The sequence below is a fragment of the Ensifer sp. LBL genome, from assembly GCF_050435225.1.
Lineage (GTDB): Bacteria > Pseudomonadota > Alphaproteobacteria > Rhizobiales > Rhizobiaceae > Ensifer.
On the sequence record NZ_JBNDJY010000001.1, the window covers coordinates 666867 to 683018 of the forward strand.

The 16152-nt window shown below is 63.1% G+C and carries 16 protein-coding genes; 10 read left to right on the forward strand and 6 right to left on the reverse strand.

What is annotated here, in order from left to right; all coding sequences use genetic code 11:
• Positions 1-413 precede the first annotated feature (413 nt).
• Complete coding sequence (locus OKW20_RS03225; RefSeq protein ID WP_429170155.1) at positions 414-842, forward strand: hypothetical protein; 429 nt, start codon at positions 414-416, stop codon at positions 840-842.
• Between the two features lie 108 nt (positions 843-950).
• Positions 951-1337: a CopM family metallochaperone gene (copM, locus tag OKW20_RS03230; protein ID WP_429170157.1), complete on the forward strand. Its 387-nt coding sequence runs from the start codon at positions 951-953 to the stop codon at positions 1335-1337.
• Positions 1338-1397: 60 nt separating this feature from the next.
• Here the strand turns inward: copM and OKW20_RS03235 are convergent, their stop codons facing one another.
• On the reverse strand, positions 1398-2042 hold the full coding sequence (locus tag OKW20_RS03235) for a DNA-3-methyladenine glycosylase I (protein WP_429170159.1): 645 nt from the start codon (positions 2040-2042) through the stop codon (positions 1398-1400).
• 255 nt (positions 2043-2297) lie between these two features.
• Between OKW20_RS03235 and OKW20_RS03240 the strand changes: the two genes are divergently transcribed.
• Both OKW20_RS03240 and OKW20_RS03245 read left to right on the forward strand, forming a co-directional pair.
• Complete coding sequence (locus OKW20_RS03240; protein WP_043618346.1) at positions 2298-3071, forward strand: L,D-transpeptidase; 774 nt, start codon at positions 2298-2300, stop codon at positions 3069-3071.
• Positions 3072-3262: 191 nt separating this feature from the next.
• Positions 3263-3958 carry a L,D-transpeptidase gene (locus OKW20_RS03245; protein WP_429170162.1) on the forward strand — a complete coding sequence of 232 codons (696 nt, stop codon included), beginning with the start codon at positions 3263-3265 and terminating at the stop codon, positions 3956-3958.
• A gap of 65 nt (positions 3959-4023) precedes the next feature.
• On the opposite strand, the gene glcF is transcribed toward OKW20_RS03245, so the two are convergent.
• From glcF to OKW20_RS03265, 4 genes are all read right to left on the reverse strand, one after another.
• Positions 4024-5319, reverse strand: coding sequence for a glycolate oxidase subunit GlcF (gene glcF, locus OKW20_RS03250; RefSeq protein WP_205237040.1), 1296 nt, complete (start codon positions 5317-5319; stop codon positions 4024-4026).
• Between the two features lie 111 nt (positions 5320-5430).
• The gene (locus OKW20_RS03255; protein WP_043618337.1) at positions 5431-5811 is read right to left on the reverse strand and encodes a DUF4870 family protein; all 381 of its coding nucleotides are present in this window, start codon (positions 5809-5811) and stop codon (positions 5431-5433) included.
• A gap of 32 nt (positions 5812-5843) precedes the next feature.
• Positions 5844-7055, reverse strand: coding sequence for a glycolate oxidase subunit GlcE (glcE, locus tag OKW20_RS03260; RefSeq protein ID WP_429170164.1), 1212 nt, complete (start codon positions 7053-7055; stop codon positions 5844-5846).
• The gene (locus tag OKW20_RS03265) at positions 7052-8491 is read right to left on the reverse strand and encodes an FAD-linked oxidase C-terminal domain-containing protein (RefSeq protein WP_429170166.1); all 1440 of its coding nucleotides are present in this window, start codon (positions 8489-8491) and stop codon (positions 7052-7054) included. Before OKW20_RS03265 ends, glcE begins: the two co-directional genes overlap by 4 nt.
• Positions 8492-8597: 106 nt before the next feature.
• Here OKW20_RS03265 and OKW20_RS03270 point away from each other — a divergent pair, with 106 nt between their 5' ends.
• Positions 8598-9494: a LysR family transcriptional regulator gene (locus tag OKW20_RS03270; RefSeq protein ID WP_429112544.1), complete on the forward strand. Its 897-nt coding sequence runs from the start codon at positions 8598-8600 to the stop codon at positions 9492-9494.
• A 64-nt stretch (positions 9495-9558) separates the two neighbouring features.
• Here OKW20_RS03270 and OKW20_RS03275 read toward each other — a convergent pair whose 3' ends face one another.
• Positions 9559-10833, reverse strand: coding sequence for a DUF3422 family protein (locus tag OKW20_RS03275; protein WP_429112541.1), 1275 nt, complete (start codon positions 10831-10833; stop codon positions 9559-9561).
• 287 nt (positions 10834-11120) lie between these two features.
• Between OKW20_RS03275 and OKW20_RS03280 the strand changes: the two genes are divergently transcribed.
• The 5 genes from OKW20_RS03280 (at position 11121) to OKW20_RS03300 (ending at position 16080) form a co-directional block, all read left to right on the forward strand.
• Complete coding sequence (locus tag OKW20_RS03280; RefSeq protein ID WP_429170168.1) at positions 11121-11909, forward strand: FadR/GntR family transcriptional regulator; 789 nt, start codon at positions 11121-11123, stop codon at positions 11907-11909.
• A gap of 314 nt (positions 11910-12223) precedes the next feature.
• On the forward strand, positions 12224-12730 hold the full coding sequence (locus OKW20_RS03285; RefSeq protein WP_429171134.1) for an NUDIX hydrolase: 507 nt from the start codon (positions 12224-12226) through the stop codon (positions 12728-12730).
• A 139-nt stretch (positions 12731-12869) separates the two neighbouring features.
• Complete coding sequence (locus OKW20_RS03290; RefSeq protein WP_429170170.1) at positions 12870-14375, forward strand: inorganic phosphate transporter; 1506 nt, start codon at positions 12870-12872, stop codon at positions 14373-14375.
• A gap of 11 nt (positions 14376-14386) precedes the next feature.
• A complete protein-coding gene (locus OKW20_RS03295) occupies positions 14387-15124 on the forward strand; it encodes a 16S rRNA (uracil(1498)-N(3))-methyltransferase (protein WP_043618322.1) in 738 nt (245 codons plus the stop codon).
• A 386-nt stretch (positions 15125-15510) separates the two neighbouring features.
• Positions 15511-16080 carry a hypothetical protein gene (locus OKW20_RS03300; RefSeq protein WP_429170172.1) on the forward strand — a complete coding sequence of 190 codons (570 nt, stop codon included), beginning with the start codon at positions 15511-15513 and terminating at the stop codon, positions 16078-16080.
• The last annotated feature ends 72 nt before the right edge of the window (positions 16081-16152 follow it).

The following is a 16152-nucleotide window of genomic DNA, read 5'->3' on the forward strand; positions in this document are numbered from 1 at the left end:
GGCTGCTTTCCCTATCGGATCAGGTAAGGTGCGGCAAGGGTTTGGACCGCGCAAAGCGTTCGCCCGGACCATACGCCGGCGCTTTGCGCCTAAGCCAGGTACGGGTCGGCTTCGCATCATCGGGATCGACACGCACCATCGCGACGCGCCGGGGAGGACTTGACCTCAACCACAAGGCGTATTAGACAGCATGCAATCACTAAAAGTTTATCGCCCGACCGATCGACGACGTTCCGGCTGCAGCGGTGATCGGCTATCTTCGCGGCCAAGGGCCGAGTACCCACAAACGAATTCTCGCTGCAATGACTGCATCGGGGAAACACTTCAATGGCAAACAACGCATCGAAGCGCCTTGCGGCAGAGGCGGTCTCCAGCACGAGACATCACGTCCGCGCGACGAGAGGAAGGGCATCATGTTGAGGTTCATGACACCTGGCTCGGGAGCCATCCAACCCGGGCATCTCGGGGCGCACTTGGCCTGGATGGACCACCTCGATGAACGCGACTATTTCGTCGAGACATGGCGCTGCGATCTGGCCAGCGGCGTCTTTCACCTCGGCCAGCGAACCGCCGCTCTGCTCGGCGCGTCCACCCGCTCCTGCGGCATCGTCGACCTGGTGCGCGCCTATGGCGGCCGGGATCGCGCGACCGTGCTCAACATCCTCGAGCAGGCAACCGCGTCGCCGTCCTCGTTCTGCTTCACGGCGCTCGTGCACTCGCCAAGCCTGAAGGCGGCACAGCTCTTCTGCGTCGGCCGATCGTCGCTCGACGCGTCCACCGGCGAAAACATGCTGCAGGGCGTTTTCGCCTTTCCGCGTGAGCGCGCGGCGCTCGACGCCTGAACGGGCGGATTGAAACCGCAGATACGCCTCCCCTAGATTGATGGCGCGCCAAGGGGCCGGCTACGGCAGGTTTCCCGGTGCGAGACATCAGAGAAGGAAGGAAACACCATGTCGCTGAAACCGCTGATCGCCGCACTCGCGCTTTCCGCCTGCCTCGGCTTACCCGCGATGGCCGAAGACACCGGGCACGGCAGCATGCACCATGGCGCAGCCGAAGCCGCAACGCCGAAAGGCGATGGCTCGCCTTCAAGCAAGGCCTTCGCCGAAGCCAATGCCCGCATGCACAAGGACATGGACATCACCTACACCGGCAATGCGGACATCGACTTCGTGCGCGGCATGATCGCCCACCATCAAGGTGCGATCGACATGGCGAAGGTGGAGCTCGAATACGGCAAGGACGAAACGCTGCGCAAGCTCGCCGAAGAGGTCATCAAGGCGCAGGAAGGCGAGATCAAGACGATGAAGGCGTGGCTCGCCAAGAGCGGCGGCTAATCCCGCAATCCCACTGCCACCGGCAAACACCCGTCGCCAAACGGACGACGGGCGCACTCATCAGGCGACCCGGGCCCGGGGCCTAGCAAGCTTGCCGCGCAGCTCCTCGACGACTGTGCGGCAATGGCAGCCTTCGATGTGGTCGTTGACGAGGCCCATGGCCTGCATGAAAGCGTAGATCGTCGTCGGGCCGACGAAGGTCCAGCCGCGCTTCTTCAGATCCTTGGAGATGCGGGTCGAGGTCGGGGTCGTCGGATTGGCGACGATCACCTCATAGGTCACCACCTGCGGACGCTCGGCCGCCTGCGGCTCGAACGACCAGAAATAAGCGGCCAACGACCCGAACTCCTGCCTCAGTTCCTGGGCGCGGCGCGCATTGTTGATGGTCGAGACGATCTTGCCTCGGTGACGCACGATGCCGGTATCGGCAAGGCAACGCTCGATTTCCGCGTCGCCGAAGGTCGCGACCGCGTCGAAATCGAAACCGGCAAAGGCGGCGCGAAACGCCTCGCGCTTGCGCAGGATCGTCAGCCATGACAGGCCAGACTGGAATCCTTCCAGGCAGATTTTCTCGAACAGGCGACGGTCGTCGGTGACCGGGCGCCCCCATTCCTCGTCATGGTAGCGACGATAATCGTCAAGATTGCCCTGCCAGGCGCAACGCAGAAATCCGTCCTCACCGATCACAATGCCCTTGGCCGTCATCGCCCTCTTTGCTCCATCCTGCTCATTTTTATGCCTTTACCATTTGCAAACCAGATTCCTAAAGCTGCGGATAACCCTACCCAAAGCTTTATCGGCGCCTTCGCCTTTTAACGAGGCACCGTTTACCATTCGGTCGCCCTCCAAATGACACGATCGCCCCCATTGCCAAGGCGCAACCCGTCCGTTCGAGCATTCCGCTCTCGGGCAGACTGCGCCCCCTTTGTGATTTTCGGCGAAAGGTAGCGAGTCCGTCCGATGTTGAAAAAGTCTCTTCTTATAGCCGCCTCTCTTCTGACACTGGTGGCCGGCCCGGCCGCAGCACAGGACCGGTATCAGAACAGGCCGCCTGTCGTCGTCAGCCCCGATCTTACCGCCCCCTGGGTGATGCAGCTCGGCGGGCAGCAGCCCCGGGCGCGGCAGGTGATCTACCGGCAGCAGATTCCGCAGGCCACCCGAAAACAATACTATCAGCAGGGACAGGCCGCGCAGCCTCAGGTCAAGCGCCGTGTCGTCAATCCGCTGCTTCAGCCGGCCAACGCCACTCGCGCCCAGCGGCCGGTGAAATCGAAGTTCGACCCGCAGTACCTGCCGCAGACGGTTGCCTATGAGAGCAAGGAAAAGCCAGGCACGATCGTCATCGATACCAACAACCGCTTCCTCTATCTGGTGACGGGCAACGGTGAGGCACGGCGCTACGGCGTCGGTGTCGGCAAGCCGGGCTTTGAATGGGCCGGCGCCCACAAGGTCACCCGCAAGGCGGAATGGCCGAGCTGGACGCCGCCGCAGGAGATGATCAGTCGCGAAGCCGCCAAGGGCCACTACCTGCCGGCGCGCATGGACGGCGGTCCGGAAAACCCGCTCGGCGCACGCGCCATGTATCTCGGCTCGACGCTCTACCGCATCCACGGCACCAACGCGCCGTGGACGATCGGCTATGCCGTTTCCTCCGGCTGCATCCGCATGCGCAACGAAGACGTCGTCGACCTTTACGAGCGCGTGAAAGTCGGCACGAAGGTTATCGTCATTTAATTGCAGCACAGCATAGAATATTCCCCTCTCCTCACCCGTGTTGCTGTTGCCGATGCGTGATATTCAGGCAACAGCAGCATAAGGACAGGCAAGTTTTGTGATCACGTTTGATCTACCGGATGTATCACACGCTTGAACTTCGATGCATTTTGCATAGCCTGCCTGCAACGAGGGTTTAGAGGGAATCGTAAATGAAGCGTCATGCCAGCAAAGTGGTCGCAATCGCGATTGCGACCAGCACTATTCTTGTGGCCGCCAGCGCCTCGGCTTTCACGCCGGCGCCCGTAGCAGGTCCCAAGATCAAGTCGTCAGACATTGTACTCGTGGCCACTCCGAAGAAGCCGGCAAAACAATACTGGCGCACCAAGGTTCGCTTCCGCACCGACGAAGCCCCCGGCACCATCATCGTCGATACCAACAACAAGTTCCTCTATTACATCGACGGCCCGAACCGCGCGACGCGCTATGGCATCGGCGTCGGTCGTGACGGCTTCGGCTGGTCTGGCGTGGTGAAGGTTGGCCGCAAGGCCGAATGGCCGACCTGGACGCCGCCGGCGGAAATGCGCCGCCGCGAAGCAGCCAAGGGCCGCATTCTGCCGATCACCCAGGAGGGCGGTATCGACAACCCGCTCGGCGCCCGCGCCATGTATCTCTACAAGGGCGGCCGCGACACGATCTTCCGTATCCACGGCACCAACCAGCCCTGGACCATCGGCCAGAACATGTCGTCCGGCTGCATCCGCATGATGAACGAGGACGTTGAGCATCTCTACGACCGCGCCGACGTTGGCACCAAGGTCATCGTCATCGGCCCCGGCAGCAAGGCCGGCGACACCTATTTCGACGATCGCGGCGTCGATATCTTCCGCCAGATCTTTGGCGGCTGAGAGCGCCGAGACGTCCACCCAACAAAAAGGCCGGCTCCCGAAAGGTGCCGGCCTTTTTCTTTGTCTCAGAGCCCTTGAGGCTTCGCCCCGCCATAGGCCCAGTCGAGCAATTCGACCGTATGCAGGATGGGGATTTTGGTGCCGCTGGCGATCTGGGTGATGCAACCGATATTGCCGGTGGCAATCGCGTCCGGCTTCGTCGCCTCGATATTCTTGACCTTGCGCGCCTTCAGCTTTGCCGAGATTTCCGGCTGCAGGATGTTGTAGGTGCCGGCCGAGCCGCAACAGAGATGGCCCTCGGCCGGATCGCGCACGGCGAACCCGGCGCGCTTCAGAAGCTGCTTCGGCGCAAGCGTGATCTTCTGCCCGTGCTGCATCGAGCAGGCGGAATGATAGGCGAGCGTCATGCCGCGCGCCTCCTGTTCCGGCAGGTCGAGGGTCGCCAGGTATTCGGTAATGTCTTTCGCCAGTGCCGAGACCCGGGCGGCCTTCTCAGCATAGGCGGGATCGAGCCGCAGCATGTGGCCGTAGTCCTTGATCGTCGTTCCACAGCCCGAAGCGGTAATGACGATGGCATCGAGCCCACCCTCATCGGCGACCTTGAGCCAGGCATCGACATTGCGGCGCGCGGCGTCGAGCGCCTGGTTTTCCCGGCCCATGTGATGCACCAGCGCGCCGCAGCAACCTTCGCCGGCCGAAACGACCACCTCGATGCCGAACCGCGTCAGCAGCCTGATCGTCGCCTCGTTGATCTCCGGTTTCAGCACCGGCTGGGCGCAGCCGGACAGAAGCGCCACGCGGCCGACACGCTTGTCCTTGGGCGCATGAACGCCGGGCGTCGCCGATGCCGAGGGCTCCGGCACGGCCGCCGGCGCCAGGTCGAGCATCACCCCGAAGGTCTTCAGGAAGGCGACGCGCTTCATCAGGCCGGCGAGCGGCCGGGCGAGGCCGGCCGCCTTCAGCGACAGCCGGAAGCGCTGGGGATAAGGAAGTACCGCCGCGAGCACGGAACGCGCCAGCCGATCCTTGAACGGGCGGCGATAGGTGTTTTCGATATGCACGCGCGCATGGTCGACGAGGTGCATGTAGTCGACGCCCGAGGGACAGGTGGTGGTGCAGGCGAGGCAAGACAGACAGCGGTCGATGTGGGTGACCGTTTCCTTGTCGGCCGCCCGGCCGTTTTCCAGCATGTCCTTGATGAGATAGATGCGCCCACGCGGGCTATCGAGCTCGTCGCCGAGCGTCACATAGGTCGGACAGGTCGCGGTGCAGAAGCCGCAATGCACGCACTTGCGCAGAATGGCCTCGGATTCGGCCACGTGCGGATCGGCGAGCTGCGCGGCGGTAAAATTGGTCTGCAAGTGCGAACTCCACTCTTCGTCCTGCGGAACCGCGCGCTTGGCGCCGCGGTCGATTGCAACATTCTGGTTTCAGCTTCCGTCGACCTTGCCGGCCTCCGGTTGCGTACCGGCCTAGACCATCCAGCCCTCGGGATTGGTGATCGGTTCCTCACGCGCGGCCCTTTGCAGACCGACGACGCAGCGCACGACGATCCAGACGGCGGTGGCGATGAAGCCGAGGATGCCGACAAGCACCACGGTCAGCAACAGCGAGATCAACAGGAACAACAGCGATATCCAGAAGGTCCGGATTGCCCAGACATAGTGCGTCTGGACCCAGGGCGCGCCTTTGCCGCGGTTGAGATAGGCCATGACGACGCCGATGATCGGCGTGATACCCACCGCAAACCCGACGAGATAGAGGACATAAATCACCTGGACATTGATCTTGCCCGGCTCCAGCCAGCGATCGGTCTCCCGGGAGAACGGTGTCTGCGGACCATTATCGCTCATTGCTTGTCCCTCCTGCTCCCTCTCGCGGACGCTTAGGAAATTGCTGCCATACGGCCGGGATTGAATATGCGGTGCGGGTCGAACTTCGCGCGCACGCGCTCGCTCAACTGTGCCACGGGCAAGGGCTGCGGTTCAAACGATGGAATGGCTTGGCGATAACTATCATCGGCCCTGACGAGGGTCGCGTGGCCGCCACCGAGAACCTTGATGTAGCGGCGCACCAGTTCCGCTTCCGGATCGGCCTCCATGCGCAACCACACGAGACCGCCCTGCCAGTCGTAGAAGGCGTCGACGCCCGTCTGCAGCCGCAGGGCAGCCACCAGCTGATGGCCGAGCGACGGGGCGACGGACACGCGCCAGAGCGGCCTCCTGGTACCGTCGGCATAGGGTTTGACGTCGCGGATCTCGACCCAGAGCTTTGCTGACTGCGATGCATCGAGCCGCGTCACTGCGCCGAAGCGACCGACCGCCTTCATGAGCTTCTCGGCCCTGATCGCGACAGATGCCTCCAGCCCTTCGAGCCTGAGCACGGTGGCCGCACCATCCGGAAGGCTACCCTCCAGGAACCGTCCGCGCACGCTCTCCGGCAGATGCGCCGCGCCGGAAACCTCTGTCGTCTGCGCCATCGCCTCGGCCATGACCGCCGCAGCCTCCGCATCGTTCAGCCCGGAGACGACGATGGTCTGCGACGCCGGCGGCAGCGGCAGGACGCGGAAGGTGACTTCGGTGAGGATGCCGAGCGTGCCGTGCGAGCCGGCCAGAAGCTTGACCAGATCGAGGCCGGTGACGTTCTTCATCACCCGTCCGCCGGCCTTGATCGCCTCACCCTCGCCGTTGACGAAGCGCACGCCGAGCAGGCTGTCGCGGGCCGCACCGGCGACATAGCGCCTGGGGCCGGACACGTTGGCAGCAAAGACCCCACCGATCGTCGGCTCCCCCGAGGAGGCAAAGAGCGGCCGGTGATCCATGGGCTCGAAGGCGAGCATCTGCCGGTTTTCGGCGAGCGCCTCGTTAATCTCGCGCAACGGCGTTCCGGCAAGCGCGGTGATCGTCATTTCGGCCGGGTTGTAGCTGACGATACCGGAAAGGCGGCGGGTCGACAGCACCCGGTCGGCGCGCACGGGATTGCCGAGGCCGGAGCGCGTGTTGCCGCCGATCACCGCGAGCGACGCCTTGTCCGCCGCCATGGCGCGAACGACGGTCGCAATCCCCTCTTCACTGGCCGGTTCGAAATGCACGATCATGCGGCGGGACGCCCTTTAAGCGGGAAGACCTTGGACGGGTTCAGGATCCATTGCGGATCGAAGGCGGCGCGCGCCGCCATCTGCTGGTCGAGGTCAATCTGGTTGTACTGGTGCAGCATGAGGTCCCGTTTTTCGATGCCGACGCCGTGCTCGCCCGTCAGGCAGCCGCCCGCATCGACGCAAAGCTTCAGGATATCGTTACCGGCGGCTTCGGCGCGCGCGGCATCCTCCGGATCGTTGATGTTGTAGAGGATCAGCGGATGCATGTTGCCGTCGCCGGCGTGGAAGACATTGGCGACGCGCAGGCCGTAGCTCGCGACGATTTCACCGGTGCGGGCAAGCACATGCGACAGCTGGCTGAGCGGCACGGTGCCATCCATGCAGATATAGTCGGCGATGCGGCCTGTGGCGCCGAAGGCGGATTTCCGGCCTTTCCAGATCGCTGCCGCTTCCATGGCCGACTGGCATTCCTTGATGGTCGCGACCCCGTGACGGCGGGCAACGGCGACGATGCTTGCGAGCATCGCATCCATCTCCGGCTCGGAGCCTTCGACCTCGACGATCAGAAGCGCCTCGACATCGAGCGGGTAGCCGGCATGGGCGAAGGCTTCGCAGATCTCGATCGCCGGCTTGTCCATGAACTCGATCGCGACCGGGATGATGCCGGAACCGATGACGTCGGCGACGCAGGCGCCGGCCGCTTCCGAAGACGAGAAGCCGAAGAGCACCGGGCGGGCTCCCTCCGGCTTGGCGATCAGCCGCACCGTCGCCTCGGTGACGATGCCGAGCTGGCCTTCCGAACCGCAGACGAGGCCGAGCAGATCGTAACCCGCCGCATCCAGCGCCTTGCCGCCGAGCTCGACGACGGTGCCGTCAAACAGCACCATCTTCACGCCGAGTAGGTTGTTGGTGGTGACGCCGTATTTCAGGCAATGGGCGCCGCCGGAATTCATGCCGATGTTGCCGCCGATCGTGCACGCAAGCTGCGAGCTCGGGTCAGGCGCGTAAAAAAAGCCGTCGGCGGAAACGGCCTCGGAGATGTTGAGGTTGGTAACGCCCGCCTGGACGGTGGCGGTGCGGTTGAAAAGGTCGATGTCGAGAATGCGCGACATTTTCGAGAGACCGATGACGACCGCATCCTCCTGCGGGATGGCGCCGCCCGAAAGCGAGGTGCCGGCGCCGCGCGGCACGACCGGAACGCCGTAGCGGCTGCAATATTTCAGGAGCGCGGCCACCTGTTCGGTGGTTTCCGGCAAGGCGACCGCCAGCGGCATGCGGCGATAGGCGATGAAGGCATCGGTCTCGAACGGCTTCAGTCCGCGCTCGTCGCTGATCAGACAGCCCTCGGGCAAGAGGTCCGAGAGGTCTGCGACAATCTCGCGGCGCCGGGCGATAACCTCTGGTTTCGGCTGCAGAAAACCGATTGTCTCCGCCATCAGCTCCTCCCGCCGCGTATCGATTGGTTCATTTTCTTTACCACTAGGACAGAGGCCTCGCAAATGCTATTGAGCTTTTCCGTTTTGGAAACAATGGCAACGATTGATGACGAATTTAGGCGATCTTGAGATTTTTGCACGGGTCGTTTCCACCGGCAGTATGTCGGCAGCGGGGCGGGCGCTGGGGTTTTCCCCAGCTGTGATCTCCAAGCGCATCAAGAGGCTCGAAGATCGGCTCGGAACGCGCCTGCTGCAGCGCACGACACGCCAGATTTCGCTGACCGAAGCCGGCCAGGGGTTTTACGACCGGGTACTCGGCATCCTGACCGGCATCGAGGAGGCTGAAGCCTACGCCTCGGGCCGCTCGTCGCATGCGCTCGGGGTGCTGCGGATATCGGCGCCCACTTCCTTCGGCCGCATGCACATCGCGCCGCATCTGACGACGTTCATGAAGGACCATCCGGACCTGAAGCTGCATATCGTGCTGACGGACGAATTCACCGACATCGTCGCGGAAGGCTTCGACATGGCGGTTCGCATCGGCGAGTTGGTGGATTCGTCGCTGGTCGCCCGCAAGCTTGCCCCCGTGCGCCGCCTGCTCTGCGCCTCGCCGGACTACATCGCCCGCAACGGCGCGCCGAAAGAGATCGGCGACCTCGCCAACCACCTCTGCCTGCCGGCGCACAACAACGACAACTGGAAACTCGAAGGGCCCGAGGGCGCGCTGGTCTGGCACCCGGAAGGGCCGCTCGTCACCAACTCCTCGGAGATTGTGCGCGCCGCCGTCATCGCCGGCGCCGGCATCGCGCTACGCTCGACCTGGGATATCGGCCCGGAATTGCGCAGCGGCCAGCTGGTGCAAGTGCTGCCGCAATGGGAAGGCTCGAAGCAGCTGACGCTCTCGGCGGTCTACCCAAGCCGGCAGTTCCTGCCGGCCAAGGTGCGCCTGTTCATCGACTATCTCGCCGAACTCTACGGACCGATCCCCTACTGGGAGCAGTAGCCCTAGCAGACTGGTTTTCCGCAATTCCGGACGCAAAACCGCTGCGCACTTTTGCCGGAATTGCTTACTTGTGCTCGCTGTCCTCGTGGTGCCGCCGGATGCGGCGCACGATCAACCAGACGCCGGCGACGGCGAAGGGCACGGCAAGCCCTGTCAGCAGACCGGGATCGATCGGCAGCTCGTGGCTGACCGCCTTGGCGAGATAGCCGAACAGCCCGACGACGTAATAGGAGATCGCGGCGACCGACAGGCCCTCAACGGTCTGCTGCAGGCGCAGCTGCAGTCTGGCGCGCCGGTCCATCGAGTTCAAAAGCGCACTGTTCTGGCGCTCAAGCTCGACATCGACCCAGCTTCGAAGCAGCGCTGTTGCGCGGGCTAGCTTGCGCGACAGGTTCGCCTGCCGTTCCTCGACCGACTGACAGGTGCGCATGGCCGGCGCCAGGCGTCGTTCGAGGAAGGTGCCGATGGTCTCGTAGCCCGGCACCGGCGTTTCCGCGAGCGTGCGGATGCGTTCCTGGACGATGCCGTAATAGGCACGGCTGGCGCCGAAACGGTAAAGGCTGAGTGCGGCCCCGGCCTCGAGATCGGCCGCAAGCCGGGTGATCTCGGCCAGCATGTCGTCTGCCTCCTCGCGCACGTTTTCCTTCATGCGCTGGGTCACTGCCGTCAGCCCGTCCTCCGTCCGCCGGATTTCCGGCGACAGCGACTGCGCAAGCGGCAGGCCCATCATCGCCAGGGTCCGGTAGGTCTCGATATCGAGCAGACGCTGGACGAGTGCGCCGGTACCGGCTTCCGTCATGCCGCAATCGATCACCAGGATCTGCGTCAGACCGTCACCGTTCTGGCGGAAGTCGGTAACGATCACCGCCTGGCCGTTCTTGGTCTCGCTGTAACAGAGGCTGGTTGGGTCGAAGAGGCCGATGGCTTCGCGGGTCTCGGGCGTATCCGGCCGGATCTCCAGGCGGATGCCAGAGATCAGCGAGCCTGGCGGAGAGAACCCGTCGCCGAACGGATGGATCGGCACCTCGCCGCCGAACTGCTCCGGCGCCGGCGCATCCCAGAAATAGGTCGAAAACTCGGTGTGACGCTCCCAACGCAACGTGCCCTGCCCCCAGGGCATGGCGTGATGGTTGGCGTCGCGCCCGGGCGGCGCGATGCCACGGGCGCGCGTCAGCTCCGACAACACCGCATGGTCGACGATCGAGCCGCCATCCGTCAGGAAGGCGAGCTGAAAGATCACCCTTGGCGTGGTCACCAGCGCGTAGGGGCGCGAATGAACCTCGCCCAAGGCGACGGCGCGCATCGGCGCCACTGGAAATGCAAAACTACCCTTTGCCATGAAGCGCCTTGTCCCCCTCACGCATTCATCACGACTTCCTTATCAACGGAAAGAGCAAAAGAACAAAGGACGCATTGCCGCAGTTTGACTTTTGTCAGTCGGATCCCCCCGGACGCAGCCAAGTGGACAATCAAATTGACCACTTTGCGCGACGTGCCTAGATTGCGGCGCTGACAGGAGGAGCGCCGAGCATCGACGTTCTTCCACCGCCCTTGCCGCATTGCAAACCGACCATTCGCGATTTCGGACGAAACCCGGCCGAAATCCTCATGGTCTGGAGACCAGACGTGACCGAAGACCAGATCGACCTTTTCGCCCGTATCAGCCACAGCCGCACGGCGGACGAGGTCGTGCAGCAGATCGAGCTTCTGATCCTCGAGGGCGTATTGCGCGACGGCGACCGCTTGCCCGGCGAGCGGGAGCTCTCCAAGCGCTTCGACGTCTCACGGCCGATCTTGCGCGAGGCGCTGAAGGAACTGGAGGGGCGCGGCCTCGTTGAAAGCCGCCACGGCGGCGGCACCTTCGTCGCCGACGTCGTCGGGCAGATCTTTTCCAGGCCGCTGATCGATCTCATCGCGCGCCATCACAAGGCGACCCAGGACTACCTCGAATACCGGCGCGAGCTCGAAGGCCTGACCGCGGAACTGGCGGCGACCCGCGCGACCGATTACGACCGGGACATCCTGACACGGATCATCGAGCGCATGCGCAAGGCGCACGCCGCCGGCGATTTCGATGCCGAACTCGAAGCCGACATCGAACTGCATCAGGCGATCGGCGAAAGCGCCCACAACATCATTCTCCTGCACACGCTGCGCGCCTGCTACCGGCTGCTGCAGCAAGGCATATTCTTCCATCGCAATTCGGTTTTCGATGCGCCGGGCGCGCGCGACCGGCTTCTCGTCCAGCACGAAGCGATCTACGAGGCGATCATGGCAAGGGATCCGGCGCAGGCGAAAGCCGCCTCGCAGAGCCATATTGACTTCGTCGCCGCCGCCACCCGCGAGGCGGAACGCACCGGAGAATGGAACCGCATCGCGCGGCTGCGCATGCAGCAGCGCGACCGCGCGAACTGACGGCTCGGCCCTGCGCCACCCTTCGGCTCCACCTCCGCAGCAGCCTCCCCCGGTTGCAATCGATCACACTTGCGATCTCGAACCGTTCCAATCCGCAACCAATCGTGATCGGAAGACAACGTATGGCTGTCGATCGGTTTGCAAATATGCCGCGAAAACACCATATCCTGTCGTATCCGGACCACAGTTCTGCGGAAAGCAAGCCGCATATCCGGCTGCCGAATGGCTGCGACATTTACACGCTGCAGGACGCTGCCATACTGGCCGATAAAGCAACTGAGATCACTGATTCGCCGAGAGGAGCACAGACGACCTTGAACTTCTTGAACAGGCTCGCATCCGATGTCCAATTGATGCTGCGTCGACCGGCGCGCATGCAGTACGCCGCGCTCTGCTACCGGATCCGCAAGAAGACCAAGGCCCTCGAAATTCTCCTGATCACCAGCCGCGATACGGGCCGCTGGGTCATCCCCAAGGGATGGCCGATGCAGGGCAAGCGCGCCCACGAAGTGGCCGAACGCGAAGCCTACGAGGAGGCCGGCGTCAAGGGGCATGTGCAGAAGGCGACTGCCGGCTATTACCTTTACCAGAAGCGCTTGGATCACGGCCTGAAGATTTCGGTCAAGGTGCAGGTCCACGCGCTGGAAGTCGACGACCTCTGCAAGCACTTTCCCGAGGAAGGGCGCCGGCAGCTCGAATGGGTCGACTACAGGGAAGCGGCCTCACGGGTTGCCGAACCGTCGTTGAAAGATCTCATCCTCGCCTTCGGCGAGCGCATGGAGAGCGCGCCAACGCCGATGCCGAAGGCCGTGAACGGCTAATCTCTCCGTCGGTCCCCCGAGGACATTCAAAGCCTCCCGACGCGGGTTCCCGGCCTGCGCCACACGGATGTCCATCAAATCCACTTGAATGCGTGTCGCAGTGGCCTTAGTGGCCGTTGTGACAATGGAGTTTCCGGCAGTGGCCAAGCCGCGCACGCGCCTCGCAAAACAGACGATCGATAAAGACCTCGACAAGTTCAGCCTTGCCGAAGAAGCCTCGCAGCATGTCAAGCGCAGCCTGGCAGCGCCCGCGCTCGCCGGGTTGTTCCTGCTGTTGAGCATGGCCTTTGCCGCGAGCTTCGTGACGAGTTCAGCAACCGCGCCGATCATCATCGCGGCTGCCGCCATCGCCGGCTACATGGCCATGAACATCGGCGCGAACGACGTGACCAACAACGTCGGTGCGGCCGTCGGCGCCAAGGCGATGTCGATGGCAACGGCACTTACCATCGCCGCGGTCTTCGAAATCGCCGGGGCTCTGCTTGCCGGGCGGCAGGTCTCGCTGACGATCGAGGCCGGCATCGTCTACGGCGAAGATGTGCTCGGCGCGCAGACGATCGTCTGGATCATGATGGCGGCCCTCGCCTCCTCGGCGGCGTGGATCAACATCGCCACCTATTCCGGAGCGCCGGTTTCGACCACGCATTCGGTCATCGGCGGCATCGTCGGTGCCGGCATCGCGGCCGCCGGCTTCTCCAGCGTGCAATGGTGGTCGCTCGCCGGCATTACGCTCAGTTGGTCGGTCTCGCCGCTACTCGGCGGCGCGATCGCCGCCGCTTTCCTCGCCTTCCTCAAGGAATTCATCATCTACCGCGAGGACAAGATCGCCGCGGCCAGGCGATGGATGCCGGTCATCCTCGGCGTGACCGCCGGCTGCTTTACGGCCTATCTGGCGGTGATCGCCCTGGTTCAGGTGGCAGCGATCAGCATGCCCGTGGGCCTTGCCGCCGGCGTCGTTGCGGGTTTCGCGGTCTATCTGCAGGCGAAGCCCTGGATCGTCAGGCAATCGGAAGGGCTCGACAACCGCAACCAGTCGCTGCGCCGGCTCTTCCGCCTGCCATTGATCGTGGCTGCGGCACTGCTCTCCTTCGCGCATGGCGCCAACGACGTCTCCAACGCGATCGGGCCGTTGTCGGCGATCGTGTCGGCGCTCGATGGCGTGATCACGACGGACAAAGCGCCTGCCCCCTTATGGGAACTGGCGATCGGCGCGCTCGGCATTTCGATCGGTCTTTTGCTCTACGGCCCGAAGCTCATCCGCGTCGTCGGCCAGGAAATCACCAAGCTCAACCCGATGCGTGCCTTCTGCGTCGCGCTCGCCACCGCCGTCACGGTGCTTCTGGCATCGGCGCTCGGCCTGCCGATCAGCTCGACCCACACGGCCGTCGGTGCCGTTTTCGGCGTCGGCTTCTTCCGCGAATGGTACATCCGCAATTCCAAGCGTCGCCTGGAATATGTCCGGCAGAAAACGGGACAGGCCGACTTCATGGAATCGGCCGAAACGAACTTCGCCGAAGTCCGGCGCCGGCGCCTCGTGCGCCGCTCGCATTTCCTCACCATTATCGGCGCCTGGGTCATCACCGTCCCGGCATCGGCGGCCCTATCGGCCGTGCTTTATTTCATCCTCTCCAGCATTTTCACCTGAAGGTCCTCTCGATGCGCGCCAATTTTCGCATGCAGCGACTGTTCGTCGAACACTCCTTGAGCGCCGGCTCGGCGCACGAGGCGACCAAGGAGCAGTTCAACTACCTGGTGAACGTGCTGCGGTACGAAGAGGGTGCCTCGATCCTGGTCTTCAACGGGCGCGACGGCGAGTGGCGGGCCGAGCTTTCCTTCGCAGCCAAGAAGCGGCTGGTGCTCACCCCCGTCGAGCAGACGCGCCCGCAGCCTAAGCCTTGCGACCTCGTCTACCTCTTTGCCCCGCTCAAGGTCGGGCGGCTCGACTATCTCGTGCAGAAGGCTGTCGAAATGGGCGCCGGCACCTTGCAGCCGGTCATGACGCAGCACGTGCAGGGCAAGCTCGGCAACATCGAGCGCGTTCGCGCCAATGTCATCGAAGCCGCCGAGCAATGCGGCGTGCTCGGCATTCCCGATGTCTTAGAGCCGCGCCGGCTCGAAGACCTGCTCGCCACCTGGCCGGGCGACCGGCGCATCATCTTCTGCGACGAAGGCAGCGACAGCCAGAACCCGCTGCCGATCCTTTCCGGCATCAAGGAAGAGAAGCTCGCATTGCTGATCGGCCCGGAAGGCGGTTTCTCGGAAGCGGAGCGCACGCTGTTGCACAGCCTCGATTTCGTCACCGCCATTCCGCTTGGGCCCCGCATCCTCAGGGCCGACACGGCAGCGGTCGCCGCCATGGCGGTCATCCAGGCCACTGTCGGCGACTGGCGATAGCCGGTCGCTTAGGGGCGAGCTGCCGTCATCTGTTTCCGTAGACGGCAAGCGCCGCAGACAGGGCGCCCTTCATGCGAATTCAACGATAGCTAGGAAATGCGCTGGCCAGCGGCCAGAAAAATGATGCAGCCATACGCGCCTGCTGCATCACTTCCTATTACACTCCTCAGCGCCAGGTGACTTCGTTGTTCATCACGGCCGCCCACCTTTCGCAATCCAGACTCTTGCATCTTGAAAGAAGCTACACGTGAGATGGCACAAGTCAGCGTCCGACTACATCGCCCTCACCGCGAAATACCCATCAAAGTCAATCAACGGCGACCTCATAGCTGGATTGCTTTTTAGATTTCCTTGTGCGACACTCTACCCACTTGAGGAATCACGCTATGTTGGAAGACTATGAAACAGATGCCGTATTTGCCCTAATGGTGAGGGTTCTGAAGGAGCATAAGCGCCGCGACGAAGCGCAGAAGGCCCTTGAAGAGGCGCAAAAGACCATTTCGGAAGCTAACATCGCCTGGGTAAAGGGCATGGAAGCCATCAAGTTCTTTTGTCCTGAGAAGGAAGGCGCGGATTTATGGAAGGAAGTCGCTAAGGCGCTAGGAAATGAACGCTATGTAGAAGCATTTCATTTGGCCGGCATGGGCGAGGATCTAGAAGAAAGGGTTCGACAACGGGCCCTGGACAACACCCAGATGTCTGACGCTGATGCAAACATCAAGGATAGGGTGCTGGAGTTGCTCAGGAAGGCTGGATCAGAGGGAACGACTGCGCGAACTATCATTGATGAACTGCGAAGCGAAGGCGTGGAGATGCATGATAAGACCGTAGGGATGACGCTCTACAGGTTGTCGCAGGACGGACAGTCCAGACGCCAGGGGCGCATGTGGTATCCCATCGAATTACCCACAGATGGCAAGGATGACTTGCCATCTGTAGCGGATGTTTTCGAATAAGGAGGTGATACTGATGCAGCCTCCATAGTCATTCACTGAATCCCCGGAGAAAGCCGTTGCCGCGGCCCAATC